Here is a 26940-nt window from a genome sequence, read left to right on the forward strand (position 1 = left end):
TAAATTAATGCAGGGGCAGACGATAAAGCCTTGTTATCGCGACGCATAACAGCGCTGCGGCACTGCATGATTGGTATCCTCTTGGCCCTTGACGCAAGGCCCGCACCCCGCAAGATGCGCGCGTTCTTTCCCGCCCATCCGGAGCTCGTCTGTTTCCATGTCGCTGTCCCCCGAAGCCCGCAAGACCCTCGCCGGCATCACCACTGCCACCATCACCACGGTCCTGCTGAAGAAGGGCCTGCGCAACATCTGGATGCGCGGCGCGCGTCCGCTGCGCCCGGGTCTGCCGCGCCTGGTGGGACCGGCCTTCACGCTGCGCTTCGTGCCGGCGCGCGAGGATCTGGCGACGCCGGAATCCTGGTCGTCGCCGATCTCGACCCGCACCGCGATCGAGGCGATGCCGGAGGGCTGCATCGCCGTGGTCGACGCCATGGGCATCACCGATGCCGGCATCTTCGGCGACATCCTGTGCGCGCGCATGATGAAGCGCGGCGTCACCGCACTCGTCACCGACGGTGTCGTGCGAGACGTCGAGGGCGTGCTCGGCACCAACCTGCCGGTCTGGTGCGACGGCTATGCCGCGCCGCCGTCGGTTGCCGGCCTGACCTTCGTCGGCTGGGGCGAGCCGATCGGCTGCGGTGGCGTTGCGGTGTTCCCGAACGACATCGTGGTCGCCGACCAGGACGGCTGCGTGCTGATCCCGCAGGCGATGCTCGAACACGTGCTCAATGAGGGTGTCGAGCAGGAGCGCATGGAAGCCTGGATCGTCAACGAGGTGAACAATGGCGCAGTGCTGCCGGGCCTCTATCCCATGAACGCCGAGACCAAGGCGCGCTACGCCGCAAGCAAGAAGTAATCGGGAAGGAAACGAGGTAAATCCAATGGAGATCACTGTAGCAGGCACGCGGCCGACACGCCGTGCGCCCGGGGAACACTTCACCGGCACCGTGTGGCAGGACCCCGTGATCATGGCGCCCGCGCCGGCGCGGCTGAACTGCTCGCGCGTCTCGTTCGAGCCGGGCGCGCGCACCAACTGGCATCACCATCCGCTCGGGCAGACGCTCTATGTGATTTCGGGGGTTGGCCGGGTCCAGACCAAGGGCGGCCCTGTCATCGAAATCCGTCCCGGCGACACCGTCTGGATTCCGCCGGGCGAGTTGCACTGGCACGGCGGGTCGCCAACCAACGGCATGACCCACATCGCCATGCAGGAAGCGCTCGACGGCGTGTTCTCGACCTGGTTGGAGCCGGTGACCGACGCCGAATACGGCGCGGCGGTCGGCTAGCGTCTCGTGTCCCGGACAAGACGCATCGCCGCCAGGCGATGCGGCGCCGATCCGGGGCCCAGAGGTTTGGGACCCACGAAGAATGCTGGTCCCGGCTCTGCGGAGCAGCGTTGCGCGCTGCACCGCGTCCGGGACAAGAGCACTTACATCCGCTCGGCCGTCCACGTGCCCGTGCACATGCTGCCGCGCCAGGTGCCGGAGCCCGAAGTGCCGCTGAGCCGGCCGAAGCCGACGGCGCGCTTGATGCCGGTGCTCAAGGTGACGTTGATGCTGCCGGCGTCCGCGACGCGGCCCGACGCCGTCACCATTGCGCTGCTCGAGGCAATCTGACCGTTGTTGATGCCGATCGCGACGGTCGAGCCATTGCCGCAGGTCTCGCTCGACGACGAGATCCGGACGTTCCATGCGCCGTCGAAAGTGCTGGCGCTGGCCTGCGCTGCCGGCAACGCGATGATGATGATGGTGGCGAAGAGAGCCTTGCGAAATCCGTTCATGACACGCCCCTTGGGTTGATCATGCGGGGATCGTGACATGGACGCGGAACCCGCGATGTGAGGGCTGTCACGCGCGCGACGGGCTCTGTGATGTCGCGCACGTCGCAATCGATGTGGCGGCAAAAGCAAAAGGGCCCGCGCTGCGGGCCCCCTTCATGTCGGTCAGAGTATCGCCGGAAGTCAGTTCACCCGCGTCCAGGTCTGGCCGCCGCAGAACATGCCGCCGAAGGCGCAGCCCTGCACGCGCAGGCGATCGGTGCCCTTCAGCGCGATGGTTGAATCGTAGGTCGAGCCGGAGTTCGGATCGAGGATGCGACCGGACCATTTCTGGTCCTTGTTCTGGTCCTTGCCGGGTTTCATGTTGATCAGAACCTGCTCGCCGTTCTGGTTCGATTTCGAATCGACCGAGTAGCCGCAGAGATTGCTGCCGCATTGCTCGATCCGGACCTTGCCTTCCTTCTCCTCGGTGAGCCAGACGCCGAGTGGTGAATTGAGATCGCGCGTGGCCGCGGTTGCGGGAGCCGGCGGCGCGACGGCAGCCGACTGAACGGGGGCAGGCGCGGGCGCCGGGACGGGAGGCGGAGACGGCGCCGGAGGCGCGGCTGCGATTGTCGGGGCTGGCGGTGGAGGCGGCGCGGGCGGTACTGCGGCCACCGTCGGGGCAGCACTCGGGGCCGGCTGCGGCGGCGGCACCAGCGCCTCTTCGGCCGGAGCATTGTTAGCCGTGGTGGCCGGAGGCGCCGGCGGGGCAGGAGGCGCGACGGCCACGGGGGCTTGGACGGGGGCTTGGACAGGGGTCTGCTCGGCTGCCGGAGGCGCCGTGACCGGTGCCGGGGCCGGATTGGCAGGCGGCTGCGGGTCAGCCTTGGCCTGTTGCGGTGCCTGCGGGTCCGCTTTTGGAGCCCCCTTGGCATCGTTCTTGGCCTTCTTCGCCTTGCCTTGGCCGGTGTTGTCGTAGACGCCGGGGATTTGCACCGTGCCGCGGTCGGGATCGATGCGGATGGTCCGCCCGCCATAGTCGAAGGTGTACTGCGCCTGCGCAGCGGTGCTCGCCAGAAGGAATGCGGCCGTGGCCAACAGCTTCCTCATTTCGCGTCTCCTGAAACAGGTGGTCCCCGCACCGAGGCTTACGCCCCGGTTCGATCGCAAAAAGTGATCTAGATCACTGTCACCGTATGAGTCGTGCTTTCTGCGTTTCGGGTTCAATAACACCGGAGCCGGTCCAAAGTTTGGCCGGGGCAAGCGACAGGAGGACGCGGTCCTAGTCGAACCAGGCGGCGTAGATCTTCTTGTAGCTGCCGTCCTGCATCGAAATGTGCAGCCATTGGTCGACGAACGCCTTCAGCGCCATGTCGCGCTGCAGCCAATAGGCCTTCTCGGAGAAATCGAACGGCTTGTCGGGATGCACCGCGCAGAGCACGCCTTGATGCTGCTTCTGCTGGTAGCGCGTCTCGGAGGCGTCCGTCATCATCAGATCGGCATTGCCCTTGGCGATCTCCTCGAAGATCACGGTATTGTCCGGGAAGACGGTGATGTCGGCGTCCTTGATGTTGGCACGCGCGAAGCGCTCATTGGTGCCGCCGGGATTGACGATCACGCGGGTGCCCTTCTTGTCGATGTCGGTGATGCTCTGATATTTTCCGACATCGGCACAGCGCGCGATCGGCGTCTTGCCCTCGCGCATGATCGGCGTGGAGAAGAAGCCCTTCTTCTGCCGGTCGAGCGTGACCGAGACGCCGCCCATGGCGATGTCGAACTGATCGGCCTCGAAATCCTTCATCAGCTTCGGCCAGGCCGTCGGCACGAACTCGACCTTGACGCCGAGCGCCTTGCCGAGTGCCTCCGCCATGTCGACATCGAAGCCGTTGAACTGCTGCGTCGTCTTGTCGAGATAGGTGAAGGGCTTGTAGTCGCCGGTCATGCCGACGCGCAAAGTGCCGCGCTTGACGATCTCGTCGAGGCGGGAGGGCGCCGCCTGCTGGGCGTGAGCCGAAAGGTTTGCCAGCAGGACCGCGGCCAAAGTCGCCAAAATTCGAATGGTCATTCGAACGATCATCTCTTTTCCACCCATGCCCAAGCTGTCATTGTGCAGCTCTTGAAACCTGTCTTGAGGCTTGGATTTAGACCAGATGCCCGTCGCTGGCGAGGCGGAAGTGAAGGGAATTTTGAAGTGACGATCTCGATGTATGACGCCTCGGTCGGACTCTTCGTGCCGTATCTGCGCAACCTGTCCGCACTGCTCGACAAGGGCGTTGCCTATGCCGAAGCCCGGAAGTTCAACCCGGCTGTCCTGCTCGGCATGCGCATGGCGCCCGACATGTACGATCTGGCGCAACAGATCGGCGAGGCCTGCCGCCATGCCACGGTCGCCGCGGCCTTGCTCGCCGACCGCGAGCCGGTGACGCTGCCGGTGCTGGAGCACGACATGGCCGGGCTCCAGGCCCGCATTGCGACGTCAATCGAGTTCATCGAAAGCCTGCCGCGCGCGGAGATCGATGCTGCGGCGGAACGGAATGTCTTCTTCAGGCTGAAAAACGGGACCGAGTTGCCCTTCACCGGGCGGACGCTGCTGCTGACCTTCAGCATGCCGCAGTTCTTCTTTCACGTCACGACCGCCTACGACCTGTTGCGGCACGCAGGCGTCGAGCTCGTGAAGAAGGATTATCTCGGACGACGATAAGCCGAACCGGTATCCGCTTCGCGCGAAAGCGCTCTAGGCTTCGCCCTTGCGCTCGTAATCGGCGAGCGAGCTGCGGCCGGCGATCTCGCTGCGCAGCTCTTCGAAGCGCCGTTGTGCCTCGTGCTCGTGTGCGTCGACGAAATGAACAGCGGCTTCGCCCGTCATCGGGCCGCTGACCACGGGCACGGACTGCTCGCCGATGGTCTCGTGGACGTAGAACTGGCCGTCATCGCCGCGATGGACCGTCCATTTCAGGCGGATCGCCACCATCGGCCCGGGGCCGACCTTGCTGTAGCCGTCGGCATCGGTGTGCTCCGGCACCAGCGGCTGCTCCTCGACCACCGGATGCTCGTCGACCATCGGGTGCTCGTCGGCGACCCCATGCTCACCGGCAACCACCATTTCGGTCACGGTTACGGTCTCGGTCTCACGCACCACGAGGACGGGTTCAGGGTGCTCCAGGATGCTGGCGATGGTCGCCAACGCGTGGTCGGTCGGGTCGATCTCTGACAAGGGTCCATCCTCCAGCTCGACGCGGCCGGCAAGTCTGTCCCACTGCCGCCGCGGCCGGACCTATTACGCGGGTTTGATTAAGGCTGAGTGAGGGCTCGATCTGCACCAAAATGGGACTCATTCTGGCGTTCCGAAGGCGGGGGGCGGCCGCCCGCCGGAAGAACCACCCGCCGGGGAGATGGTCTCAGCCCAGGACATCCTGATTGATGATGTTCTGCCTGATGGGATCGCCGTCCAGCACACTCAGGATGTTGCGCGCGGTCTGCTCGCTCATCCGGCTCACCGCCTCGACCGTGACGCCGGCGACGTGGGGGGCCATGATGACGTTGGGCAGTGCAAACAGCGCGTTGCTGACCGGCGGCGGCTCGACCTCGAACACGTCGATGCCCGCACCGGCGAGCTTGCCCGAGATCAGTGCGTCGTACAGCGCCGTTTCCTTCACGATGCCGCCGCGCGCGGTGTTGATGAGATAGGATTTCGGTTTCATCCGGCCGATCCGCGCCGCATCGAACAGGCCGACGGTTTCCGGCGTCTTCGGGCAGTGGATGGTGACGAAATCGGCGTGCGGCAGCGCGGCATCGAGATCGGCGACCGGCTCGCAGCCTGCCGCCTTGATCTCCGCGGCTCCCTTGTAGGGATCATAGACCTGTACATTCATGTCCATCGCCAGGCAGCGCTTGGCGGTGCGGGTGCCGATGCGGCCGAAGCCGATGATGAGGACGGTCTTGCCGTAGAGATCGAACGGCAGCATGCCGAGCCGGTCGGCCCATTTGCCGTCCTTGACGCAGGCGTGCATCTCCTGCGCGCGTTTTGCCAGTGTCAGCATCATGAACAGCGCCTGCTCCGCGACCGAAGGCGAGTTCGCGCTGCCCGCGACCATCAGCGGTACCTTGCGGCGGGAGAGGGCGGGGACGTCGACGGCGTCGTAGCCGACGCCGATCCGGGTCACCACCTTCATGTCCTTTGAAGCTTCGAGCTCGGTCTCGCCGAAAGCGGTGGCGCCGAGCGCCACGCCATGGACCGGCGCGTGGCTCTTCAGCAGGGCCTCGAAGTCCTTGGCGGAGATCAGGTTCGGAAACTCGATGAGCTCGATGTCATCTCGCTGGGTGAGGAGGGCGCGTGCCCCTTGCGACAAAGTTTGAGTGACAAAGATTTTCTTCTTGTTGGTCGACATCGTCCCTACCTGCACGAGTTTCTTGCCCGGCCGTCACAATACGACGCCGGTCGCCTCGTTTAGCAGGTGCATATTGTTGAGGTCCATCGCCAAACGCATGGGGCCCCCGTCCTTGGCGCCCGCATTGGGATCGACACGGCCGCAGATCGGCGTGCCTTCCAGGCCGAAATAGACCAGCGTCTCCATTCCCATCGGCTCGGTGACATCAAGCACGGTGTCGAAGGTCTCGACACCCGGCTCCAGATGCGCATGCGATTCCGTGAGATGTTCGGGCCGGATGCCGAGCAACAGGTTTTCAGTTCGGGGCAGCGCGCTGTAACGGGCGGCGCGGGCCGGCGGCAACGGGAACGAGATGCGGTCCGTGAGGCGGACGTTGAGCTTGCCGCCGACCTCCTCGAGCCGGCATGGAATGAAGTTCATCGCCGGCGAGCCGATGAAGCCGGCGACGAAGCGCGTCGCAGGCTTGTGGTAGAGCTCGTTCGGTGTGCCGATCTGCTCGATCCGCCCCTTGTTCATTACCACCACGCGATCGGCCAGCGTCATCGCCTCGACCTGGTCGTGGGTGACGTAGACCGTCGTGGTGCGCACTTTCTGGTGCACCTTCTTGATCTCGATCCGCATCTGCACGCGCAGCTTGGCGTCGAGATTGGACAGCGGTTCGTCGAACAGGAAGACTTTCGGGTTGCGCACGATGGCCCGGCCCATCGCAACGCGCTGGCGCTGGCCGCCGGAGAGCTGCTTCGGCTTGCGGTCGATCAGGTCGGTGATGTCCAGGAGGCGGGCGGCCTCGGTTACCCGCGCCTTGATCTCGGCCTTCGGGTAATGCTTGAGGCGCAACCCGAACGACATGTTCTCCGCGACCGTCATGTGCGGGTAGAGCGCGTAGTTCTGAAACACCATCGCGATGTCGCGGTCCTTCGGCGGCACGTCGTTGACGACGTCGCCGCCGATCATGATGTCGCCGTCGGTGATGTCCTCTAGGCCCGCGATCATCCGCAGCGTCGTCGACTTGCCGCAGCCGGAGGGGCCGACGAGTACGATGAACTCATGGTCGGAGATGTCGAGATCGATGCCGCGCACCGCCTCGACGTCGTCGTAACGCTTGACCACCTTCCGCAACGCAACTTCAGCCATAAGACATCAACCCTTTGTCGCGCCGGCGGTCAGGCCGGCAATGTAATAGTCCATCAGGAAGGCGTAGATGACCAGCGGCGGGGCTGCGCCAAGCAGCGCGCCGGTCATGATCTGACCCCAGTTGAAGACGTCACCCTTGATCAGCGTGGTGGTGATGCCGACCGGCAGCACGAGCTGGTCGATGGATGTCGTGAACACCAGGGGATAGAGAAACTGTGCCCAGGATACGGTGAAGGCGAAGATGGTCGCTGCGATCAGGCCGGGCAGGGCGACGGGGATGAAAATCCGCGTCAGGGTCTGGAGCCAGGAGGCGCCGTCGATGAGAGCCGCCTCGTCCAGCTCCTTCGGGATCGAGGCGAAATAACCGATCATGATCCAGGTGCAGAACGGCACGGTCAGCGTCGGATAGATGAACACCAGCACGTACCAGCGGTTGAGAAGAGTGATGCCGGTGACGTCCTGGACGACCGCGAGCATCTTGAACAAGGGAATGAACAGGAGGCTGTCCGGGATCAGATAGGTGAGAAAGACGCCGGTCGCGAGCGTCGCCGAGCCCCAGAACTTCATCCGGGCCAATGCGAACGCCGCCGGAATGCTGATCAGCATCGTCACGATCACGACCACGATCGAGATCATCGACGAATTCCAGAAGAATCGCAGGAACTGGTTCGAGGTCAATAGCTCGACATAATTCGACAGGGTCGGATGAAATACCCACCACGGATTGGTGGCCGCCGAGATCTCCGCGCTGCTCTTGAGCGAGGTGATCAGCATGTAGATCGGCGGGATCAGGAAGAAGATCGCAAACAGCACCAGGAAGAAGTAGGACCAGCGCAGCGCCCAGGTGCGGTCGCGGCTCATGCTTCGAAGCTTGACCTTGCGTGTCGGTCCGGCCTTGTCGATTGCGAGCGTGCTCATCAGGCTTCGTTCCCACGTTTGTTGACATCGCGCAGGATGAAGACCGCTGCGACGGCGAGGATCGGCACCATGAACAGCGAGACGCAGGCGCCGAGCGGAATGTCGCTGCTCTGGATGCCGACCTGGAATGCCCAAGTGGCGAACAGATGCGTCCGGTCCAGCGGACCGCCGGAGGTGAGGATGCGCACGATGTCGAAATTGGCGAAAGTGACGATCAGCGAGAACAGCGTGGTGATGGCGATGATGTTGCGCATCATCGGCAAGGTGATGTGCCAGATCTTCTGCCACCAATTGGCGCCGTCGATCGCTGCGGCTTCATAGAGCTGGTCGGGTACGGATTTCAGCGCGGCCAGGTACATGATCAGGAAGAACGGCGCGCCGTACCAGACGTTGACGAGGATGACGGAGAAACGCGCCCAGAAGGTGTCACCGAGCCACGGGATGGGACCGATGCCGAAGAACGAGAGCGTATAGTTGAAGGCGCTGTAGGAGGGATCGAACAGCCACAGCCATGCCAGCGTGCTCATCGCCGGCGGGATCACCCAGGGCACCAGCAGCATGCCGCGCCATTTACGTTGCTTCTTGCCGGGAATGTTGTGGACGAAATGCGCGACGATGAAGCCGATCAGGGCCTTGAAGACCACGGCCGTCACCGCAAAAATGCAGGACTGTCGCACCACCATCCAGAACGTTTCGCGCTTGAACAGGAAGGTGAAATTACTGAGGCCGACGAACTTCGTCATCGCCTTGTTCAGCGTCGCCAGGTAGACCGAATAGAAGGCGGGATAGAGCACGAGCAGGGCGATCAGGAGGATCAGCGGCAGCGTCAGGAAGAACGCTACGGTCGATTTCCGTCCCATTGCATTGCGCAGGCTCGCCCGTTTGCGCGGTCTCGCTGCACGAGCGAGACGGCCTTGCTCAACGACGACATCGGCCATGAATTTAGCCTCTTTGCAGGACATGTAGCAGGACATGTGGAACGGCGAAGCCGGCGCTGACGTCGGCTTCATTCGGCAAGCGGATCGCGCGAGGGGTGCCTCGGCGGCTCACGCGCGAGGCGTGAACCGCCGTGGCACACACCCGGCTCAGGTCCGCATGAAGCCTTCGCACTCACCCTCGGCCCAGGTGAGCGCCGTTTCCAGCTTCTCTCCTTGCGCAAAGCGCAGCGCCATCTTGGTCAGCGTCGCCTGGAAGTAGATCTGCTGGGCGATCTTCGGTGGCGCTGGAGACGCGGCGATCGACATGGTCTGCTGCTTGTAGGGATCTGGATAGTGGAAGAGCGTGCCCTTCGGCGGCCCTTCCTCGGCCCAGGTCTTGAACTTCGTCATGTTCGCGTAGGCCGGGAGATCGTACCCGCCGCTCGCGGCGACGAACTTCTCGATCGCCGCGGGCGAGGACAGGTGAACGAGCAAGCTCTTGGCCGCTTCCTTGTTCTTGCCAAAGGCCCAGACGCCCCAGAAGTACGGCAGGAAGGGCGCAAAACGTCCCTTCGGACCGGATGGGAAACCGTGCGTCCAGCACTGTTCGGCGACTTGCGGTGCGTCGCGCTTGGCGACCGCCCAGGCACTCGGCGGATTGAGGATCATCGCCCCGCGGCCCGAGATCAGCCATTTGTTGTTGGAGGCATCGTCCCAGGACGGTGCGTCGGTGGGCAGCACGGCGATCAGCTTCTTGTAGAATTCGAGTGCCTGTCTGACCGCGTCGGTCTTGACGGTGATATCGCCCTTGGCGTTGACCAGCTCGGCGCCGAATGACTGGAAGATCGCCCCGGCGGTGTCGACGCTGTCGGTGGTCTCGCCGAGACCGATGCCGAACGGGAAGCCGGCCTTGTGGCAGGCCTCGGCCGCCTTCAGGAACGTTTCCATGGTCCAGTTGTCCGCCTTTGGTGGACCGCCGGCCGGATACATCTCCTGCACGTCGATGCCGGCGTGCTTCTTCATCAGATCTATGCGGGAGCAGGGGCCTTTGATCTGGCTTCCCGGCGTCGCGGGCACGGCGAGCCATTTGCCGCCCGATCGCCCGAGATATTTGACGGTGTCGTTCACCTCGCCGTTCTGCTTGATGAGCGGCTCCATGACGTCGTTGAGCGGTTCGAGATTCTCGGAATAGGCGTGCGGCCACCAGCTCGGCATCTGGAGAATGTCGTGACCGGACTTGGCCTGGGCTTCGGCCGCCGCCGTCAGCTCGATCTTCTTGTTGTTGCTGGTGATGTAGTCGATCGAGACTTCGACCTTTTCCCTCTCGCCCCATTCCTTGACGAGGGCGGTAGAAGCATCGTTGGCGCCGGGGACCCAATGGTCCCAGAAGCCGATCGAGAGCTTGCCGGCGGCGTAAGCGCCTCGGACATAGGGCGCCGTGATCAGCGCCGCGGAGGACATTGCAGTGGCAGCCACAAATTGACGTCGCGTCAGTGTCTTGCGTGACATCTCGTTTCCTCGCTTGGGTGTTTTATTGTTCTGGCGTTTCCTCTGAACTCTTCGGAGTTCTGTTTTTGATTTTCTTTTTGAAAGTTTGTTGTTGGACGTTTCTTATTGATGCCGTCGGCTTCGAAGGCAAATTGGTAGCGCGATCAGATCATGATTGATTGCGTCTGTCGAGAAAACCGAACGGCTTGCGCCTAGAACTAACGTTGTGTCCGGGGACGCGGCAGTTGCCCTCGACGTCATGCGCGGGCCACGAAACGGAGTCGGTTGTTTTGCGATGCACACTTGGCGCTGGCGCGCTGGACCGACATGTGCGCAATTACGCCGCAGTTTCCAAGGACCCTGCATAAGCACTTCGCGGCAAACACTTTTCGGGCGTGGATAGCATTTGTCGGCGCCTAGACCTCGAAGCGGTGAAAACGATAGAGTTGCAGCTGGCGGGTGGCTCTCACCCCAACAGGCCAATCAGATCGACATGGAGACCAGAATGATCAACCCGGCGCCGCTCGCGCGGCTTTACCTGCGACGATGGCTCGCGCTGGGGTCCGTTTTCGTGTTGCTGCTCGGCGCAGCCGCGGCGGCAAACGCTCAAGGCCTGGTCAAAGGGGTTCAGGAAGGAGCGGCGGCCGGGAACAAGGCGGCAGGTCCGGTCGGCGGCGTGCTCGGCGGCGCGATCGGCGGTGTCGTCGGTGTCTTCACCGGCGTGCTCGGTGTTGGCAATAATGGCAATCAGGCGCCTGCCGCCAAAGATTCCAGCAAGGACGCGGCCAAGGACGCCAAGCAGGGCGCCGGCAAGGACAAGGACGCCAAGAGCGCCAAGGCGGGCAAGGGCGCCAAGGCGAGCAAGGAGGCCAAGAACGCGCCGCAGGACAAGGATGTCACGGTCCTCACTCAGACCGGCGCGCCGCAATTGACCGCCGACCAGATCGTCACCAACAGCGACTCCTATATCGAGCGGATCAAGGCCGAACTGAATCTCACGCCCGACCAGGAGAAGCATTGGTACGGCTTCTCGAGCGCCATGCACTACCTCGGGCATAACGGTGCCGAGCGGCTCAACCTGCGGGTTGCGCGCGCCAAGCGGGATCCGCCCGACGACATCGTCGAGCAGATGCGCAACGAGGCCCAATTCCTTATCGACCGCGCTGCCGACCAGCGCAATGTGGCCGACGCCGCCGAGCCCCTCTATTCGAGCCTGGATGACAAGCAGAAGCAGGTCTTCGTACAGGAGATGGTGCGGCTCAGCCACGAACGAGGACTGGATTGATCAAGTTGAATCGGATCGGGCGCGTCTGAATTAACGGCGCCCGCCACGAATTCGTGAATCCTCTTCGCGATTCGGCTATGATTAGCTTCGGAAGCTGATTGCGGGGTTGATATGGCGGACGGACTCTCCGTTTTCCTGGTCGAAGACGAGACGTTGATCCGGATGATGATGGCGGACATGGTGGAGGAACTCGGCCACCACGTTGCTGCGGAAGCGGACAATGTCAGGGACGCCACTGCTTTCGCCATGACCGCACAGTACGATCTTGCGATCCTCGACATCAATCTCAAGGGCGTCTACGTCGATCCGGTCGCCGACCTGATCGAGCGTCGCGGCAAGCCGTTTCTGTTTGCCACGGGCTACGGTCCGGAACTGCTGCCGTCCTTGCTCCGGCGCCGGCCGATCCTGCGCAAGCCGATTTCGATCGATCAGCTCAAGGCGATGATCGATTCGATGTTTCCGGAAGCGGCAGCGAAGACGCCGCACTGATTCCAAACAAAAATGGCCGCCCGTCAGGGGCGGCCATTTCGCGACGGAATGCGTCGCGGTCTCACATCAGGCCGGCACTGAGATCGATGCCGCGCGCCATCAGGCCGAACGAGGCGACCAGGCCCGCGCAGCAAAACAGCAAGATGGTCTTGAACGAAGAAAACGAAGAATCGGCCAAACGCGCTTCGATGGTGGCCGGCATCGCGGCGATCGAAATCATGCTCATGTTCATTCCCCCCTTTGTTGCCCCTGAATTGGATCAGGTGAGGGAAGTCCTAGAGCAAAAAGTTTGACGCGAGCTTTCGAGGGATCGTTAACGAAGTCGCAATCGATGCCGCGTTTACGGGCACTGTAGGGCGGTCACTCGTTTCAGTGGCGCCCGTTCTTCAGCACGGTGGCGATGGTGTGGGCTGTCATGGCGGCGCGGTCCGAAGCGCGCTGGGCGGCAAGCCGGTCACGCGCCTTTTCCTCGATCAAGAGCTCGATCAGCGCCAGCCGCTTGCCCTCGTCGTCCGCCTCGAGCAGCAGGCGGTGATAGCGGTGATAGTCGAAACCCAAATCCTGCTTACGCATGTCACGCCCCCGCAACTACGCCACACACAAGCCAGGATTGTTTCTCATCCGGGACGTGCGCGCAAGCACGATCCCGCGTCGCGCGCGCGTACTGTGCAATCAGCTGTGCATGACTGGAACCCGCGGACGGAGGAGCGCGCCGTTAAGGCTGGCTGTGCTCGGCGAACATCTTCAGGCCAACAAAACTCGCATCAGGTTTCGTGACCAGCCTGGTCGGAATGTTGCGCAGATAATCCTGGAAGCGTCCCTTGGCTTCGAAGCGCGCCCGGAACGCGGAGGCTGCAAGGAACTCGGGAAAGCGCGGCACGATTCCGCCGGCGATATAGACGCCGCCGCGGGCGCCGAAGGTCACCGCGAGATTGCCGGCGACCGAGCCGAGAATGGCGCAAAACATGTCCAGCGTCGCGCGGCTGAGCTCGCAACTGCCCTCCAGGGCCGCCTTCGTGATGGCGGCAGCATCGCGATGCGGCACCTGAACGCCGTCAACCTCGGCCAGCGCCTCGTAGAGGCTTTGCAGGCCGGAACCGGACAACGCGCCACGCTCGATGGAGACATGGCCGAGGCGTCGGCGCAGGCGCGCAATCACGCGTTCCTCGCGCTCGTCCTCTGCAGGCAGGGTCGCGTGGCCGGCCTCGGTGACGACGGCCAGCCGTGAGCCGTGGCGCTCGACAAGGCAGGAAACACCAAAGCCGGTTCCAGGTCCGACCACCAGCAGCGGCTCGCCGGGAAGACCCTCCTGTCCGCCGAGCGGGATCAGGTCGGCAGGCTGCAGAGCGGGCAGGGACCAGGCCACCACCTCGAAATCGTTGAGAACATGGACGCTGTCGAAACCGAGGGCGGGCTGAAGCTCGTTGCCGTCGATGACCCACGGGCTGTTGGTCATGACGCAGCGGTTGTTGGTCACCGGTCCCGCGACGGCCAGCACGGCCCTTGCGGGCGGTTTGCCGTCGGAGCGACGCGCAAGAACATCGGCAATGGCTTCCCGGACGGTCGGGAAGTCCGCCACTTTGACGTAGTCGATCGGTCCGGTCTGATCGCCCTGACTGAGCGCGAAGCGCGCATTGGTGCCGCCGATATCGGCGAGAAGAATCTGTCCTGTCTTGCCGATGGTCATGTCCATATGGCTGCCGCGGCCTTTCCGGCTGCGGGAACCGCTTCCTCCGCTATATCCGATCGCAAGACGCGAACGGCTTTCAGAATCCGTCCCCGGGTGGATCTAGTCAACACGTATGAGCCCAAACCGTTGCATCCGGGACCGACGGGGTGCGTTCGCGCAGATCGCCGCACCGCTTCGGTGGTTGCGAAGCAGCGCGGGAAGATCGACACTGGCGAGGTGCCTTCGACGCCGGTCGCGCGGGATGGCCTGGAATGGACCTTGCGATGAAGATTTCCGACCGCGACGTGCTGCTGGTCATCGACGTGCAGAACGATTTTTGCACGGGCGGGGCGCTTGCCGTGCCCGGCGGCGAGAAGGTCGTCCCCGCCATCAATCGGATCGCCCAAAAATTCGCCAATGTGGTGCTGACCCAGGACTGGCATCCCCGCGATCATGTCTCCTTTGCCCCGAACCACGCGGGCAAACAGCCGTTCCAGACCATCGCGCTTGACTACGGCGTCCAGGTGCTCTGGCCGAGCCATTGCGTCCAAGGCACGGCGGGCGCCGAATTTCATCGCGACCTCGACGCCACCCGGGCAAGCCTGGTGGTGCGGAAGGGGTTTCGGCGCGGCATCGATTCCTATTCGGCGCTGTTCGAGAACGACAAGAGGACGCCGACCGGCCTGCTCGGATATTTGCGCGAACGCGAGCTGAACACCGTCTTCGTCGCCGGCCTCGCGTTCGACTTCTGCGTCCGCTTCTCGGCGGAGGATGCCCGCAAGGCCGGGTTCGGGGTCGCCGTCATCGAAGACGCCTGCCGGGGCATCGATCTCGACGGCTCGGTGGCCGCGACCCATCAGAGTTTTCGGGAGCGCGGCATTTCGCTCGTCAGCTTCGAGGCCTTCCTGTGAGGACCGTGACATAGCCATGGCGGAGAAGACCGGCAAACAGCAGCGCGCACCGGGCCCGGTCCCGGATGACCCGCTGCTGTGGCCGTTCGCAGCGGCTCGGCTGGCCATGGACGCCTGCTTCGGATGGCTCGAGCGCGGTCCGCCGGAGCAGGCCGACAGCAGCCTGCCCTGGACCACGCCCAATTCCGTCGCGCTGGAGCTCGCGACCATGCGCCTGCGCGATTGCACGCGGACGGGGTCCGGCCAGCCGGCACTGGTCTGCGCGCCCTATGCGCTGCACCGGGCCCTGATCGCCGACTTCGCCCCCGGCCACAGCGTGGTGCAGTCCCTGCAAAATGGCGGCATCGACCGGATCTATCTCACCGACTGGCGCTCTGCCGCACCTGACATGCGCTATCTCTCGATCGACAGCTATCTCGGCGATCTCAACGTCGCCATCGACGAGATCGGCGCGCCGGTCGATCTCGTCGGCCTGTGCCAGGGCGGCTGGCTGTCGCTGCTCTATGCGGCGCGCTTTCCCGCCAAGGTGCGGCGGCTGGTGCTAGCAGGCGCGCCCGTCGACCTCTCGATCGACTCCAGGCTGTCGCAACTCGCCCGCAACGCACCAGAGATGATCTATGACCAGATCGTCGCGCGCGGCGGCGGCAATGTCAGCGGCGGGGAGATGCTGCACGTCTGGTCGAAGGCGCCGAGCCGCGACGACATCGTGACGGCGCTGCAGAGCGAACTCTCCGGCGAGGAAGGTGCGGCGCTGCTGGCACGCTTCGAGCGCTGGAACGCCGAGCCTCTCAATCTGCCCGGCACGTATTATCTCGAGATCGTCAACTGGATTTTCCGGGAGAACCGGATCGCGCGCGGCCAATTCACGGCACTCGGCCGCGCGATTGATCTGAAGGACGTCAGGGCGCCGGTCTTCCTGCTGGCGGGGCTCCATGACGACGTCGTGCCGGCTGCGCAGGCGCTCGCCACCGCCGGCTTGCTCGGCACACCGCCCGCCTTCATTGCGGCAGCCTCCGAGGCCTGCAACCATCTTGGCCTGTTCATGGGCGCGCGGACCCACGCCCATGCCTGGCCCCGGATCGCCGAGTGGCTGTGCGACGATCTGCCCGGCGCGCTGGTGCGCACAGCCTGACCCTACCCCAAGGGCCGGGCAGCGAAGCTGCAAATCCGTTATGCATGCCGTTGAATGGCCTGCACGGGGCCATGTCGATGGGTTAAATGGAGTGCGGAGCTGGCGGGAGCCGGTCGCGACGAGACAAAGGGACTGCGCTCGATGAGTTTCCACTCGATCTATGCCCACGGATTTGCGCGCGTGGCGGCCTGCGTCACCACCTCTCATGTTGCCGATCCCACCGCAAACGCGAGGGCGGTTCTGGCGGCGGCGAAGGACTGCCATGCGCAGTCGGTGGCGGTTGCCGTGTTTCCCGAGCTGTGCCTGTCCGGCTATGCGATCGAAGATCTCGTGAAGCAGGACCCGCTGCTCGATGCGGTCGAGCGCGGGCTCGTGGCCATCGTCGAGGCATCCTCGGCGCTGATGAGCGTCCTGATCGTCGGCGCGCCGCTGCGCTTTGGCAATCGCATCTACAATTGCGCGGTCGTCATCCATCGCGGCAAAGTCCTCGGCGTCGTGCCCAAGAGCTACCTGCCGACCTATCGCGAATTCTACGAGGGACGGCATTTCGCCTCCGGCGCCGGCATCGTCGGTGAGATGATCGCGTTTGGCGGGCTGCATGCCCCGTTCGGCGTCGACCTCCTGTTCGCGGCCGAGGACGTTCCGGGCCTGACCATCGGCGTCGAGATCTGCGAGGACATGTGGATCCCGGTGACGCCGGCCTCCGAGCTCGCACTCGCAGGCGCGAGCGTGCTGATCAATCTCTCGGGCAGCCCGATCACGATCGGCCGGGCCCGCTCGCGCGCGCTCTTGTGTCAATCGACTTCGGCGCGCTGCCTTGCGGCCTACGTCTATTCCGCCGCCGGGGCAGGGGAATCGACCACGGATCTCGCCTGGGACGGCCAGACCTCGATCTACGAGAACGGCGTGCTGCTGGCTGAAGGCGAGCGGTTCCGGCAGGAGGGTCAGATCACGTACGCCGACGTCGATCTCGACCTGCTCAGGCAGGAGCGCGCGGCGATGGGCACGTTCGATGACAATCGCCGGCAGCGCGAAGGCTTCTTTCGGCAAGTCAGCTTTGCCCTGAAGCCGCCGGCCGCCGACATCGGCTTCCTGCGCAAGGTCGAGCGCTTTCCGTTCGTGCCGAGCGACGAGAGCCTGCTCGAGCAGGACTGCTATGAGGCCTACAACATCCAGGTCGCGGGCCTCGTCCAGCGCATGCGCGCGACCGGCACCAAGCGCGTCGTCATCGGCGTCTCGGGTGGGCTCGATTCCACCCACGCTTTGATCGTCGCCGCCAAGGCCGTCGACCTTCTTGGCCTGCCGCGCGAGAACATTCTCGCCTACACCATGCCGGGCTTTGCTACCGGCAGCGAGAGCAAGACCAATGCGCTGGCGCTGATGAAGGCGTTGCAGACGCGTTGGCAGGAGCTCGACATTCGCACCACGGCGACGCAGATGCTGAAGGACATCGGCCATCCCTTCGGCAAGGGCGAGAAGGTCTACGACGTCACATTCGAGAATGTGCAGGCGGGCCTGCGCACGGACTATCTGTTCCGGCTCGCCAACCATCACGGCGGCCTCGTTATCGGCACCGGCGATCTCTCCGAGCTCGCGCTGGGCTGGTGCACCTATGGCGTCGGCGATCAGATGGCGCATTATAATGTCAACGCCGGAGTGCCGAAGACGCTGATCCAGCATCTGATCCGCTGGGTGATTGCTTCCAAGCAGTTCAGCGACGACGTCAACCAAACGCTTGGATCGATCCTGTCGGCCGAAATCTCGCCGGAGCTGGTTCCGGCCGAGCCCGGCGAGAAGCCGCAGAGCACGGAAGCCTCGGTCGGTCCCTACGAGCTCCAGGATTTCAACCTGTTCTACACGCTGCGGTTCGGCATGCGGCCGTCCAAGATCGCCTTCATGGCGCTGCAGGCGTGGAAGGACGTCGCCGAGGGCGAGTGGCCGCCGGCATTTCCGAACGACAAGCGCAAGGCCTACGATCTCAAGGAAATACGCCGTTGGCTGGAGGTGTTTCTGCGCCGCTTCTTCGCTTTCAGCCAGTTCAAGCGCTCGGCGATGCCGAACGGACCCAAGGTTTCGGCCGGCGGCTCATTGTCGCCGCGCGGCGACTGGCGCGCGCCGTCGGATTCGAGCGCGGCGGCGTGGCTTGAAGATCTCGAACGGAATGTGCCGGTTTGAACGGGAGATGAGCGATGTCGGCCGGCGATGGGCCCGAGCAGGGCGGCAACCCAAGGAAGGTCCTCAACGGACTCTACATCTTTGAGATTGAGATGCGCGACGGCAAGCGCGGCCAGGCCAAAGGCGTCGTCGTGCTCTGCGATGGCCGCATCATGGGCGGCGACAGCTATTTCTACTACACCGGCAGCTACACGTTCCGGAACGGAAAATGGCGCGGCGATATGACCGTCAATCAGCACACCGAGGCCGTTGGCAAGACACTCGCGTTCGGCGGCAGGGAAGTGACCTGCGGCTTTTCGGGCGACTACTCCGCCGACGGCGCCGAGGTCGAAGGCATGGCGCTGGTTGGCAAGACCAGCGTGACATTCACCGCGCGGCTCACGATGAAGGACCCGATGTGAGACCCGTGAGATGTGAGACCCGCGTGATCGGCCTTCGTTCCTGATCAGGAACCTTCGCACCCACAGAGCGTTCGCGTCTGTTGTTGCGAGTTTCCGAGGAGAGGGACCATGCGCAAGCACTTGATGTTATCGACTGCGGCGATCGGACTGATGCTCACTTCCGGCTTCGCCTACGCCCAGGCGCCCGGTGAGCGGAGAGACGAGCCGAAACGGACCGAGGAGCCGGCGAAGGGCGCTACGCCGCAACGCGGCGGCGCCCAAGAGCATGTTCAAGAGCGTGTTCAAGAGCGCGCGCAGGGCGCCCAGGAGCGATTGCAGGGTGCGGGCCGCGAGGACAAGGGCGGCGCGGCCAAGCAGGAGGCGAGCGACGACAAGCGCCAGCCGGCCGGTTCTGCCGAGCGCAACCAGCCGAAGTCGAAGGATCAGGCACAAGACTCCCGCGAGCCTTCGCGTGATCGCAATCGCGAGGCGGAGAGCACGAAACCCGGCCGCGACGGCAAGAGCAGCGCCGAGACGAAGCAGGACAAGTCCGCGCCGCCGAAATCAACCGCGGAGTCCGAGAAGTCCAAGTCCGGCCCGGCCGGCCAGCAGAACGAGCGCACGGGAGCTGCGGCCAACCAGAACGAGCGCAACCAGACCCAGCCGCCGCGCAACGCGGCCGAGCAGCAGCCGCCGGCGCAACAGAGCAACCGGCCAGCCACCGCGACCGACACGAACCGGACGGCCCCGACCAACAATGCGCAGACCGCGCCTGCGGCCTCGGGCACGCAGACCAATCAAGCCAATCAGACCACCCAGACCAACACGCAGGTCAATCAGCAGACACAGGTGACGTCCGAGAAGCAGGTGCGGATCTCCGAAACGGTGAGCCGTGCGCGCCTGGCGGAGCCGGAGCGCAATCTGAACATCTCGATCCGGGTCGGCGAGACCATTCCACCGCGCATGCGTCTGCACAGGCTTCCGCCCGAGATCGTCTCGATCGAGCCCGAATATCGGGACTACGAATATTTCGCGACGGATGAGGACGTCGTCATCGTGGAGCCGCGGACGCATCGCATCGTCAGCCAGGTGCCCCGCGATCCGTCACGAGCCCGCGCCCAAATGAGCGGCGGCAGCTCATCGAGCATGGCGGCGGCCGGGAGCAGCAATGTGAACTGCCAGATCATGCGGCGGGACGCCTCGGGCAATGTGGCCCAGGCAGAACCCTCGACCGTGGGCTCGACCGCGCGAAGCGATTCCCTGAGCGTGACTGTCCAGATGCCCGGCGGCGGCTCGTCCGCGCCGATCGCCCTCGGCGCTGCCGCGGGCAACATCGTGGTGGCGACGCAAGGGCAGGGCGACTGCACGGTGACCATCGAACCGCAGACGCGCTAGCGCTGAAAGAAAACGACGCTGAAACGACAACGCGCCGCCCGGCTGAACCAGCCGGACGGCGCGAAGTTGCGTTCAATCTAGAAAGTCCCGAGGTCCGGAGTGCCTAGGAGTCCGGACCTCGTAACCTTGCCCCAGCCTTTGATCCCCCCGCCCCATGTGGTCCCCCAACCCCATGTAGCGCGATCAGAGGGTGATGCCCTTGGAAGGCCGCCGATCGATGTCCCGCGATGTACGCGACATCGGAATAGGATTCCATTCCGGATCACTACGGACTCGAACGCGCTTGATCCGCGCCCGGATGCATGCGTCTGCACGCGCCGCACTCGCGTTGCCTGAATTCGATGCACGCGATCGCCGGGATGTCCACATCTCCTCAGCGCTTTGGAACCTGCATTTCACCGGCCTGTCATTGAACTGGTCTAGCGCTGCTCCCGTCATTGTTGACGGCCGAGGAGCAAGCCAGGTCGAAGCCGGTACTGGGCGCCGCATTGTCCATCAAATCGATCCCCGCGCATCGCGACTGGCTTCTCGAAAGGCAGCGCGACCTCGAAATCCAGGATTTCTTTCGCGCGGATCTGCTCGACAGTGATTGGCGGAGCACGGCCGGCGAGATCAAGCAGATGCTCGCTGGTCACGCCGGCCGGCTCGGCATTCACGGCCCGTTCTGGGGCTTCAAGATCGACAGCCACGATCCCATGATCCGTCAGGCGGTGACCAGGCGCCTGCTTCAGGGGTTGGAAGCCGCCGAGTTCCTCGGCGCGACGCAAATGGTGATCCATTCGCCGTTCACGACCTGGGATCACAACAATCTCGACCTCTATCCAGATAATCGCGGCAATCTCGTCGAACGCGTCAAGGCGACACTCGCCGAGGTGATTGTGCGCGCTGAAACCATCGGCTGCGAGATCGTCGTCGAGAACATCGAGGACAAGGATCCGCGCGATCGCGTGCGTCTCGCCAAGGCGCTCGAAAGCAGCAAGGTGCGCGTCTCCCTCGACACCGGCCACGCCAACTACGCTCACATCTCCACCGGCGCGCCGCCGGTCGACTACTATGTCGAAACCGCCGGCGACATGCTGACGCACGTCCACCTGCAGGACACCGACGGCTTTGCCGACCGGCACTGGGCCCCGGGCGAAGGCAATATCCCGTGGGTCGCTGTGTTCCGCGCGCTGGGCCGGCTGAATTCCAATCCCCGGCTGATCCTCGAACTTCGCAACCACGACAACGTCCGCGCCGGCGCAGCGCATCTCGCCGCGCTTGGTCTCGCTGAATAATCGCATCATCCAGGGCAGGGGTTCCCGTTATGAGCAAGCTTACCCGTCGCACCATCCTGAAATCCGGCGGCGCTGCCGCAGGCACACTGCTTCTGCCGCGCTTTGCGATCGGGCAGGCCGACAACCGTCCTTCGGTGACGATTGCCGTCCAGAAGGTGACCAATTCGAACGTGCTCGACGTGCTGCGCGAGCAGTCCAATGTCGGCGAGCGCGTGTTCTTCTCCTCGATCTGGGAAGGCCTGATCTCCAAGAACTGGCGCGGTAGCCTGGAGGCCGTGCCGGGGCTTGCCACCGAGTGGCGCCGTATCGACGACCAGACTGTCGAGGTGAAGCTGCGCCAGGGCGTCAAATTCCACAACGGCGACGAACTCACTGCTGAAGACGTCGTCTTCACGTTCAGCCGCGAGCGCATGTTCGGCGAGACCGAGGCCAAGAGCCGCAGCACCATCCAGGCTTTCGAGAAGATCCCGACGCCGCGGCCGGGCAAGGAATTGCCGCCGGACGTTCCCGCGGTCGCGCGCCGGATCTGGCCGGATCTCGTCCGCGTCGATGCCGTCGACAAGTATACGGTCCGCTTCTACAACGCGACGCCCGACGTCACGATCGAGGGCCGGCTGTCGCGCTACGGCTCCGACATTGCGAACCGCCGCGCCTGGGCTGAATCAGCGAGCTACCTCGACTGGGCGCGCAAGCCTGTTACCACCGGCCCCTACAAGGTCGTCGAGCTCAAGCCCGACGTGTCGCTGACGCTCGAAGCACACGACGAATATTGGGGCGGCCGTCCACCGCTCAAGCGCATTCGCTTCCTCGAAGTCCCGGAGGTCGCGAGCCGCATCAACGGCCTGTTGTCGGGCGAGTACCAGTTCGCTTGCGACATCCCGCCGGACCAGATCGCCGGCATCGAGAAGAACTCAGCCTTTGAAGTGCAGGGCGGTACCATCCTCAATCATCGCCTGACCGTATTCGACAAGAACCACGCCCAACTCGCCAATCCGCTTGTAAGGCGCGCCTTCACCCACGCGATCGACCGCCAGGCGATCGTCGACAGCCTGTGGGCCGGCCGAACCCGCGTCCCGAAGGGCCTGCAGTGGGAGTTCTACGGCGACATGTTCAATGCCGACTGGAACGTGCCGGCCTACGATCCCAAGCTGGCGCAGGATCTGCTGAAGCAGGCCAACTACAAGGGCGATCCGATTCCCTATCGCCTGCTCAACAATTACTACACCAACCAGGTCGCGACCGCGCAGGTGCTGGTCGAGATGTGGAAGTCGGTCGGTCTCAATGTCCAGATCGAAACCAAGGAAAATTGGTCGCAGATCATGGAACGTGCGCCGACCCGCGCGGTGCGCGACTGGTCGAACTCGGCCGCCTTCAACGATCCGGTGTCGTCACTGGTTGCCCAGCATGGCCCGAACGGCCAGCAGCAGCAGATCGGCGAGTGGACCAATGCCGAGCTGAACACGCTCTCGGAGTTCCTGGAAACCTCGATCGACCGTGCCGCCCGCAAGAAGGCGTTCCGCCGCATGCTGGAGATCGCCGAGCGCGAAGACCCGGCCTATACGGTGCTGCACCAGAACGCGACCTTCACGGCCAAGCCGAAGTCGATCAAGGAAGGCGTCGCCGGCCTTCGCGATGGATTTCCGCGCCGGCAATTTCGAGGCTTGATCGGTGGCGCCGCTGATCAGCATCAAGGACCTCCGCGTCGCCTTCTACGGCGTGCCGGTCGTGCGCGGTTTCGATCTCGCCTTGGGGAAGGGCGAGGCCCTCGGCCTCGTCGGCGAGTCCGGATCGGGCAAGTCGGTGACGTGGCTTGCGGCCCTCGGCCTCTTGCCGCGGAATGCCCGCGTCGCGGGCTCCGTTCGTCTCGACGGTCGCGAAATCCTCGGTGCGCCGGCCGTCGAGCTCGATCGTATCAGGGGCGGGCGCGTCGCCATGATCTTCCAGGATCCCGCTAGCGCACTGAATCCCGTGCTGACCATCCGCAGGCAGCTCTGCGAGTCCCTGGCGCTGCATCGCGATCTCTCGGGCGGCGCGGTGAAAGCGGAAGCGCGGCGGCTGCTCGATCTCGTCGGCATTCCCGACGCGGCGCGCAGGCTCGAAGCCTATCCGCACGAATTTTCCGGCGGCCAGGTCCAGCGCATCATGATCGCGATGGCGCTGGCCGGAAATCCCGACCTGCTGATCGCGGACGAGCCGACGACGGCGCTCGACGCCACGATTCAGGCGCAAATTCTGGAACTGCTCGCGACCATCCGCCGCGAGATGAGCATGGCGATGGTCCTGATCAGCCATGATCTTGGCGTCGTCGCGGAAAACTGCGACCGCGTGGCCGTGATGTATGCCGGCCGCATTGTCGAGGAGGCGCCGGCGAACCAGCTCTTCGCCGATCCCGTCCATCCCTATGCGCAGGGCCTGATTGGCGCGCTGCCGCCGCTCGACGGACCGAGGCGTCGCCTGACCGCGATTCCCGGAACGGTCCCCGATCCCGCGAGCATGCCTGATGGATGCGCCTTCGCGCCACGTTGTGCGCTGGCAGAAGGGCCGTGCGGCATTGTGCCGCCAACCCTCGCGCCGATCGCGGAGGATCGCGCCGTCGCCTGCGTCCGCGCCGAGGCTTCGCGTCGCGCGCTGCTCGGGATCGCTGCCGAATGAGTGGTCCGCTCGTCGAAGTGTCCTCGATCTCGCGCAGCTACAGCATGCGCTCCGGGATGTTCGGCCGTAGTACCGCCGTACATGCGGTCGACCGCGTGTCGTTGTCGATGCGCAAGGGAGAAACGCTGGGCCTCGTCGGCGAGTCCGGCTCGGGAAAGTCGACCACCGGCCGCATCGTGCTCGGCCTCGAGCCGCCGGACCACGGCGAGGTGCGGTTCGACGGCAAGCCGATGGCCACGCCCGGAACGCCCGCATGGCGTGCGCAACGCGCGCGCATGCAGATGATCTTTCAGGATCCGCTGGGCGTGCTGGACCGGCGGTTGCCGGTCGCGACGCAAATCCGCGAGCCCCTGGATATTCACGGCCTCGGTACGCCCCTTGAGCGCGAGGAGCGTGTCCGCGAATTGCTGCGCGCGGTCGAACTGACACCCGCACATGGTGTGCGCTATCCAGGCGCGCTCTCCGGCGGACAGCGCCAGCGCATCGTGCTGGCGCGGGCGCTGGCGACAAGGCCCGATTTCCTGGTCTGCGACGAGCCCGTCAGCGCGCTCGATGTCTCGATCCAGGCGCAGGTGGTGAATTTGCTCGCCGATCTCCAGGCGCAGCTCGCGCTGACCTTGCTGTTCATCAGCCACGATTTGCGGGTCGTCCGGCAGATCAGCAATGTGGTGGCCGTGATGTATCTCGGCCGCATCGTCGAGATCGGCAGCGCCGACGATCTGTTCGCGCGGCCGGAGCACCCGTACACCCAGGCACTGGTGTCTGCATCGCCGGCGCCGGGGCGCCGCAGCGCGGGCCGCATCGTGCTGGCAGGCGATCCGCCGAACCCGGCGGCGCGTCCCCAGGGCTGCGCCTTCCATCCGCGCTGCCCGCGCGCGGTCGCGCGTTGTGCAAGCGAGGTGCCGGCGCTGTCCAACGTCGGCGGCAACAGGCAAGTCGCCTGCCATCTCGTGACTGGGCCGCAAGTCGAGACACAGGACGCGGCCTGATGGGACGCTATTTCGCCCTTCGCATCGGACGCGCAGCGTTGACGATCGTGCTCGTCGTCACCTTCGCCTTCGTGGTGCTGCGTCTCTCGGGCGATCCCGCGCTGATGATCTTGGGACCGGAAGCGCCGCCGGAAGTCCTCGCCGCGTTCCGCAAGGCGTGGGGCCTCGATGATCCCATCTGGTTTCAGTATCTCGACTATTTTGGCGCCATCGCCAAAGGCGAGCTCGGCCGTTCCATGCGTGACGGGCGGCCTGCGATCGAGCTTGTGCTGGAGCGGATTCCGGCAACCCTGGCACTGACGCTGCCGGCCTTCGCATTCAAGGTCGCGCTCGGCATTCCCGCCGGAATCTACGCGGCGCTGCACCGGGGCTCGGGAATCGACCGCGCGGTGATGATGACGGCGGTCGCCGGCTTCACCGTACCGAGTTTTGTGCTGGCGCTTCTGCTCGTGCTGGTCTTTGCCGTGCAGCTCGGATGGCTGCCCTCGGGCGGGCAGGACAGCTGGCGTCACGCCATCCTGCCGATCGTGACACTCAGCCTTGGCGGCGCCGCGGTGCTGGCGCGCTTCACCCGCAGCGCCATGCTTGAGGTGCTGGGCCAGCCCTATATCCGCACCGCCTCGGCGAAGGGCGTGCCGTGGCGAAAAGTCGTGACGTCGCATGCGCTGCCGAACGCGGCGATCCCGACCGTCACCATTCTGGGCTTCATGGTGGGCACGCTGATCGCGGGCGCGGTCGTCGTCGAGAGCGTGTTTTCGTGGCCGGGGGTAGGGCGCCTGCTTGTCGTCGCCGTCGCCAACCGCGACCTCGCCGTCGTGCAGTGCATCCTGTTGCTGGTGGCGATGACCATGGTCACCTCGAACCTGATCGTCGACTTCCTCTACGGCTTCCTCGACCCGCGGCTGCGTGCCAAAGGAGCGCATGCATGACGGACGCCACGCTGAAGGAGGCAGGCGTCCGCCGCCGCCTGAGCCTCCCGGCGATCCCGGTCTCGGTCGCGCTCGCGATCGGGTGGATCGTCGCGATGTTGGTGATCGCGGCCTTCGCCGAGAAGATCGCCCCCTACGGCTATACCCAGCTCGACCTGCGCAACCGGCTGGCGGCACCCGGCAATGTCGCGCACTGGCTCGGCACCGACGAGCTTGGCCGCGACGTGCTGTCGCGGCTGCTGGTCTCGATCCGCATCTCGCTCCTGATCGCCTTCGGCGCGACGGCCATTTCAGCCATCGTCGGCACCACGCTCGGCTTCCTCGCCGCGCATTTCCGCGGACCCGTCGAGCAGCTCGTGCTGATGCTGTCCGACTTCCAGGCCAGCATGCCCTTCCTGATCATGGCGCTCGCGGTGCTCGCCTTCTTCGGGAATTCGCTGCCGCTCCTGATTGGCCTGATGGGATTTTTCGGCTGGGAGCGCTACGCCCGCATCGCACGGGGCCTTGCCATTTCCGCCAATGCGCAAGGCTATGCGGCTGCGGTCCGCCAGCTCGGCGCGACGCCGGCGCGGATTTACCTCCGGCATATCCTGCCCAACATCGCCTCGACCCTGATCGTCTCGACCACGCTGGTCTTTCCCGAGGTGATCCTGATGGAGTCGGGCCTGTCTTTCCTCGGCCTCGGCGTGCAGCCGCCGATGACCAGCCTTGGCAACATGGTCGGCTATGGCCGCGAGTACCTGACCCGGGCGCCCTGGATCATGCTGGCGCCGGCCACCACCATCGTGGTGACCACGCTGGCGGTCTCGGTGATCGGTGACTGGCTGCGCGACCGGCTGGATCCCGAACTGCAATAGGCCTCCCGTAGCCCGGATGGAGCGCAGCGAAATCCGGGACCGGTCTCTCATCGCGGTGCACACCGCCCCGGATTGCGCTTCGCTCCATCCGGGCTACGAAGAGCCGCGCCGGGAGCAGGGGAGGCCTGCGATCGGTCCTTTAGGCTCGGCTCGGCCCAAGTTCCCGTTGCGCGCGTTCCCCCCGTGCGCTATCCGG

Annotated in this window: 27 protein-coding genes and 1 pseudogene; 16 read left to right on the forward strand and 12 right to left on the reverse strand. The window is 64.6% G+C overall.

Annotation, left to right across the window (positions count from 1 at the left end):
- The first annotated feature begins 157 nt into the window (after window positions 1-157).
- Both C7G41_RS23890 and C7G41_RS23895 read left to right on the forward strand, forming a co-directional pair.
- Window positions 158-856, forward strand: coding sequence for a ribonuclease activity regulator RraA (locus C7G41_RS23890; RefSeq protein WP_007590912.1), 699 nt, complete (start codon window positions 158-160; stop codon window positions 854-856).
- Between the two features lie 25 nt (window positions 857-881).
- Window positions 882-1286, forward strand: a complete 405-nt coding sequence (locus tag C7G41_RS23895; protein WP_106944817.1) for a cupin domain-containing protein — start codon at window positions 882-884, stop codon at window positions 1284-1286.
- Between the two features lie 143 nt (window positions 1287-1429).
- Here the strand turns inward: C7G41_RS23895 and C7G41_RS23900 are convergent, their stop codons facing one another.
- From C7G41_RS23900 to C7G41_RS23910, 3 genes are all read right to left on the reverse strand, one after another.
- The gene (locus C7G41_RS23900) at window positions 1430-1780 is read right to left on the reverse strand and encodes a hypothetical protein (protein WP_106944818.1); all 351 of its coding nucleotides are present in this window, start codon (window positions 1778-1780) and stop codon (window positions 1430-1432) included.
- Between the two features lie 180 nt (window positions 1781-1960).
- Window positions 1961-2869: a DUF2147 domain-containing protein gene (locus tag C7G41_RS23905; protein WP_106944819.1), complete on the reverse strand. Its 909-nt coding sequence runs from the start codon at window positions 2867-2869 to the stop codon at window positions 1961-1963.
- Between the two features lie 172 nt (window positions 2870-3041).
- Window positions 3042-3824: a transporter substrate-binding domain-containing protein gene (locus C7G41_RS23910; protein ID WP_106944820.1), complete on the reverse strand. Its 783-nt coding sequence runs from the start codon at window positions 3822-3824 to the stop codon at window positions 3042-3044.
- 138 nt (window positions 3825-3962) lie between these two features.
- On the opposite strand from C7G41_RS23910, the gene C7G41_RS23915 reads away from it, so the two are divergent.
- Window positions 3963-4460 (forward strand): DUF1993 family protein, encoded by a 498-nt coding sequence (locus C7G41_RS23915; protein ID WP_199198575.1) that lies wholly within the window; start codon window positions 3963-3965, stop codon window positions 4458-4460.
- 33 nt (window positions 4461-4493) lie between these two features.
- On the opposite strand, the gene C7G41_RS37930 is transcribed toward C7G41_RS23915, so the two are convergent.
- The 6 genes from C7G41_RS37930 to C7G41_RS23945 form a co-directional block, all read right to left on the reverse strand.
- On the reverse strand, window positions 4494-4973 hold the full coding sequence (locus tag C7G41_RS37930; protein ID WP_199198571.1) for a hypothetical protein: 480 nt from the start codon (window positions 4971-4973) through the stop codon (window positions 4494-4496).
- Window positions 4974-5157: 184 nt separating this feature from the next.
- Window positions 5158-6147: a hydroxyacid dehydrogenase gene (locus tag C7G41_RS23925; protein ID WP_106944822.1), complete on the reverse strand. Its 990-nt coding sequence runs from the start codon at window positions 6145-6147 to the stop codon at window positions 5158-5160.
- 33 nt (window positions 6148-6180) lie between these two features.
- Window positions 6181-7281, reverse strand: coding sequence for an ABC transporter ATP-binding protein (locus C7G41_RS23930; protein WP_106944823.1), 1101 nt, complete (start codon window positions 7279-7281; stop codon window positions 6181-6183).
- Between the two features lie 6 nt (window positions 7282-7287).
- Window positions 7288-8199 carry a carbohydrate ABC transporter permease gene (locus tag C7G41_RS23935; protein WP_018457902.1) on the reverse strand — a complete coding sequence of 304 codons (912 nt, stop codon included), beginning with the start codon at window positions 8197-8199 and terminating at the stop codon, window positions 7288-7290.
- Window positions 8199-9137 carry a carbohydrate ABC transporter permease gene (locus C7G41_RS23940; RefSeq protein ID WP_106944882.1) on the reverse strand — a complete coding sequence of 313 codons (939 nt, stop codon included), beginning with the start codon at window positions 9135-9137 and terminating at the stop codon, window positions 8199-8201. Before C7G41_RS23940 ends, C7G41_RS23935 begins: the two co-directional genes overlap by 1 nt.
- Window positions 9138-9284: 147 nt before the next feature.
- A complete protein-coding gene (locus C7G41_RS23945) occupies window positions 9285-10625 on the reverse strand; it encodes an ABC transporter substrate-binding protein (protein WP_106944824.1) in 1341 nt (446 codons plus the stop codon).
- A gap of 484 nt (window positions 10626-11109) precedes the next feature.
- On the opposite strand from C7G41_RS23945, the gene C7G41_RS23950 reads away from it, so the two are divergent.
- A complete protein-coding gene (locus C7G41_RS23950) occupies window positions 11110-11889 on the forward strand; it encodes a Spy/CpxP family protein refolding chaperone (protein WP_106944883.1) in 780 nt (259 codons plus the stop codon).
- A 111-nt stretch (window positions 11890-12000) separates the two neighbouring features.
- The gene (locus C7G41_RS23955; RefSeq protein WP_106944825.1) at window positions 12001-12378 is read left to right on the forward strand and encodes a response regulator; all 378 of its coding nucleotides are present in this window, start codon (window positions 12001-12003) and stop codon (window positions 12376-12378) included.
- 61 nt (window positions 12379-12439) lie between these two features.
- Here C7G41_RS23955 and C7G41_RS37935 read toward each other — a convergent pair whose 3' ends face one another.
- The 3 genes from C7G41_RS37935 to glk all read right to left on the reverse strand — a co-directional run bounded on the left by C7G41_RS37935 (window position 12440) and on the right by glk (window position 14065).
- Window positions 12440-12604 carry a hypothetical protein gene (locus C7G41_RS37935; RefSeq protein ID WP_199198572.1) on the reverse strand — a complete coding sequence of 55 codons (165 nt, stop codon included), beginning with the start codon at window positions 12602-12604 and terminating at the stop codon, window positions 12440-12442.
- A gap of 143 nt (window positions 12605-12747) precedes the next feature.
- Window positions 12748-12951, reverse strand: coding sequence for a hypothetical protein (locus tag C7G41_RS23960; protein WP_018457896.1), 204 nt, complete (start codon window positions 12949-12951; stop codon window positions 12748-12750).
- A gap of 142 nt (window positions 12952-13093) precedes the next feature.
- Window positions 13094-14065 carry a glucokinase gene (gene glk / locus C7G41_RS23965; RefSeq protein ID WP_106944884.1) on the reverse strand — a complete coding sequence of 324 codons (972 nt, stop codon included), beginning with the start codon at window positions 14063-14065 and terminating at the stop codon, window positions 13094-13096.
- A gap of 254 nt (window positions 14066-14319) precedes the next feature.
- Here glk and pncA point away from each other — a divergent pair, with 254 nt between their 5' ends.
- From pncA to C7G41_RS24020, 11 genes and pseudogenes are all read left to right on the forward strand, one after another.
- Window positions 14320-14958, forward strand: coding sequence for a bifunctional nicotinamidase/pyrazinamidase (gene pncA / locus C7G41_RS23970; RefSeq protein WP_106944826.1), 639 nt, complete (start codon window positions 14320-14322; stop codon window positions 14956-14958).
- A 16-nt stretch (window positions 14959-14974) separates the two neighbouring features.
- Window positions 14975-16090, forward strand: coding sequence for an alpha/beta fold hydrolase (locus C7G41_RS23975; RefSeq protein WP_106944827.1), 1116 nt, complete (start codon window positions 14975-14977; stop codon window positions 16088-16090).
- A 141-nt stretch (window positions 16091-16231) separates the two neighbouring features.
- Entirely contained in the window at window positions 16232-18265 is a 2034-nt protein-coding gene (locus C7G41_RS23980) for an NAD(+) synthase (RefSeq protein WP_106944828.1), read from the forward strand.
- A 14-nt stretch (window positions 18266-18279) separates the two neighbouring features.
- Complete coding sequence (locus C7G41_RS23985; protein WP_106944829.1) at window positions 18280-18666, forward strand: GrlR family regulatory protein; 387 nt, start codon at window positions 18280-18282, stop codon at window positions 18664-18666.
- Between the two features lie 108 nt (window positions 18667-18774).
- Complete coding sequence (locus C7G41_RS23990) at window positions 18775-20040, forward strand: DUF1236 domain-containing protein (RefSeq protein WP_106944830.1); 1266 nt, start codon at window positions 18775-18777, stop codon at window positions 20038-20040.
- Between the two features lie 440 nt (window positions 20041-20480).
- Entirely contained in the window at window positions 20481-21317 is an 837-nt protein-coding gene (locus tag C7G41_RS23995) for a sugar phosphate isomerase/epimerase (RefSeq protein ID WP_106944831.1), read from the forward strand.
- A gap of 29 nt (window positions 21318-21346) precedes the next feature.
- A pseudogene (locus C7G41_RS24000) lies at window positions 21347-22982 on the forward strand (ABC transporter substrate-binding protein).
- A 3-nt stretch (window positions 22983-22985) separates the two neighbouring features.
- Window positions 22986-23969, forward strand: coding sequence for an ABC transporter ATP-binding protein (locus C7G41_RS24005; RefSeq protein ID WP_106944832.1), 984 nt, complete (start codon window positions 22986-22988; stop codon window positions 23967-23969).
- Window positions 23966-24958, forward strand: a complete 993-nt coding sequence (locus tag C7G41_RS24010; RefSeq protein WP_106944833.1) for an ABC transporter ATP-binding protein — start codon at window positions 23966-23968, stop codon at window positions 24956-24958. The genes C7G41_RS24005 and C7G41_RS24010 overlap by 4 nt, the downstream gene beginning before the upstream one ends.
- Window positions 24958-25887, forward strand: coding sequence for an ABC transporter permease (locus C7G41_RS24015; RefSeq protein ID WP_199198573.1), 930 nt, complete (start codon window positions 24958-24960; stop codon window positions 25885-25887). Before C7G41_RS24010 ends, C7G41_RS24015 begins: the two co-directional genes overlap by 1 nt.
- Window positions 25884-26744: an ABC transporter permease gene (locus C7G41_RS24020; protein ID WP_106944834.1), complete on the forward strand. Its 861-nt coding sequence runs from the start codon at window positions 25884-25886 to the stop codon at window positions 26742-26744. Before C7G41_RS24015 ends, C7G41_RS24020 begins: the two co-directional genes overlap by 4 nt.
- Window positions 26745-26940: the final 196 nt, after the last annotated feature.

The sequence above is a fragment of the Bradyrhizobium sp. MOS002 genome, assembly GCF_003020115.1.
GTDB lineage: Bacteria > Pseudomonadota > Alphaproteobacteria > Rhizobiales > Xanthobacteraceae > Bradyrhizobium.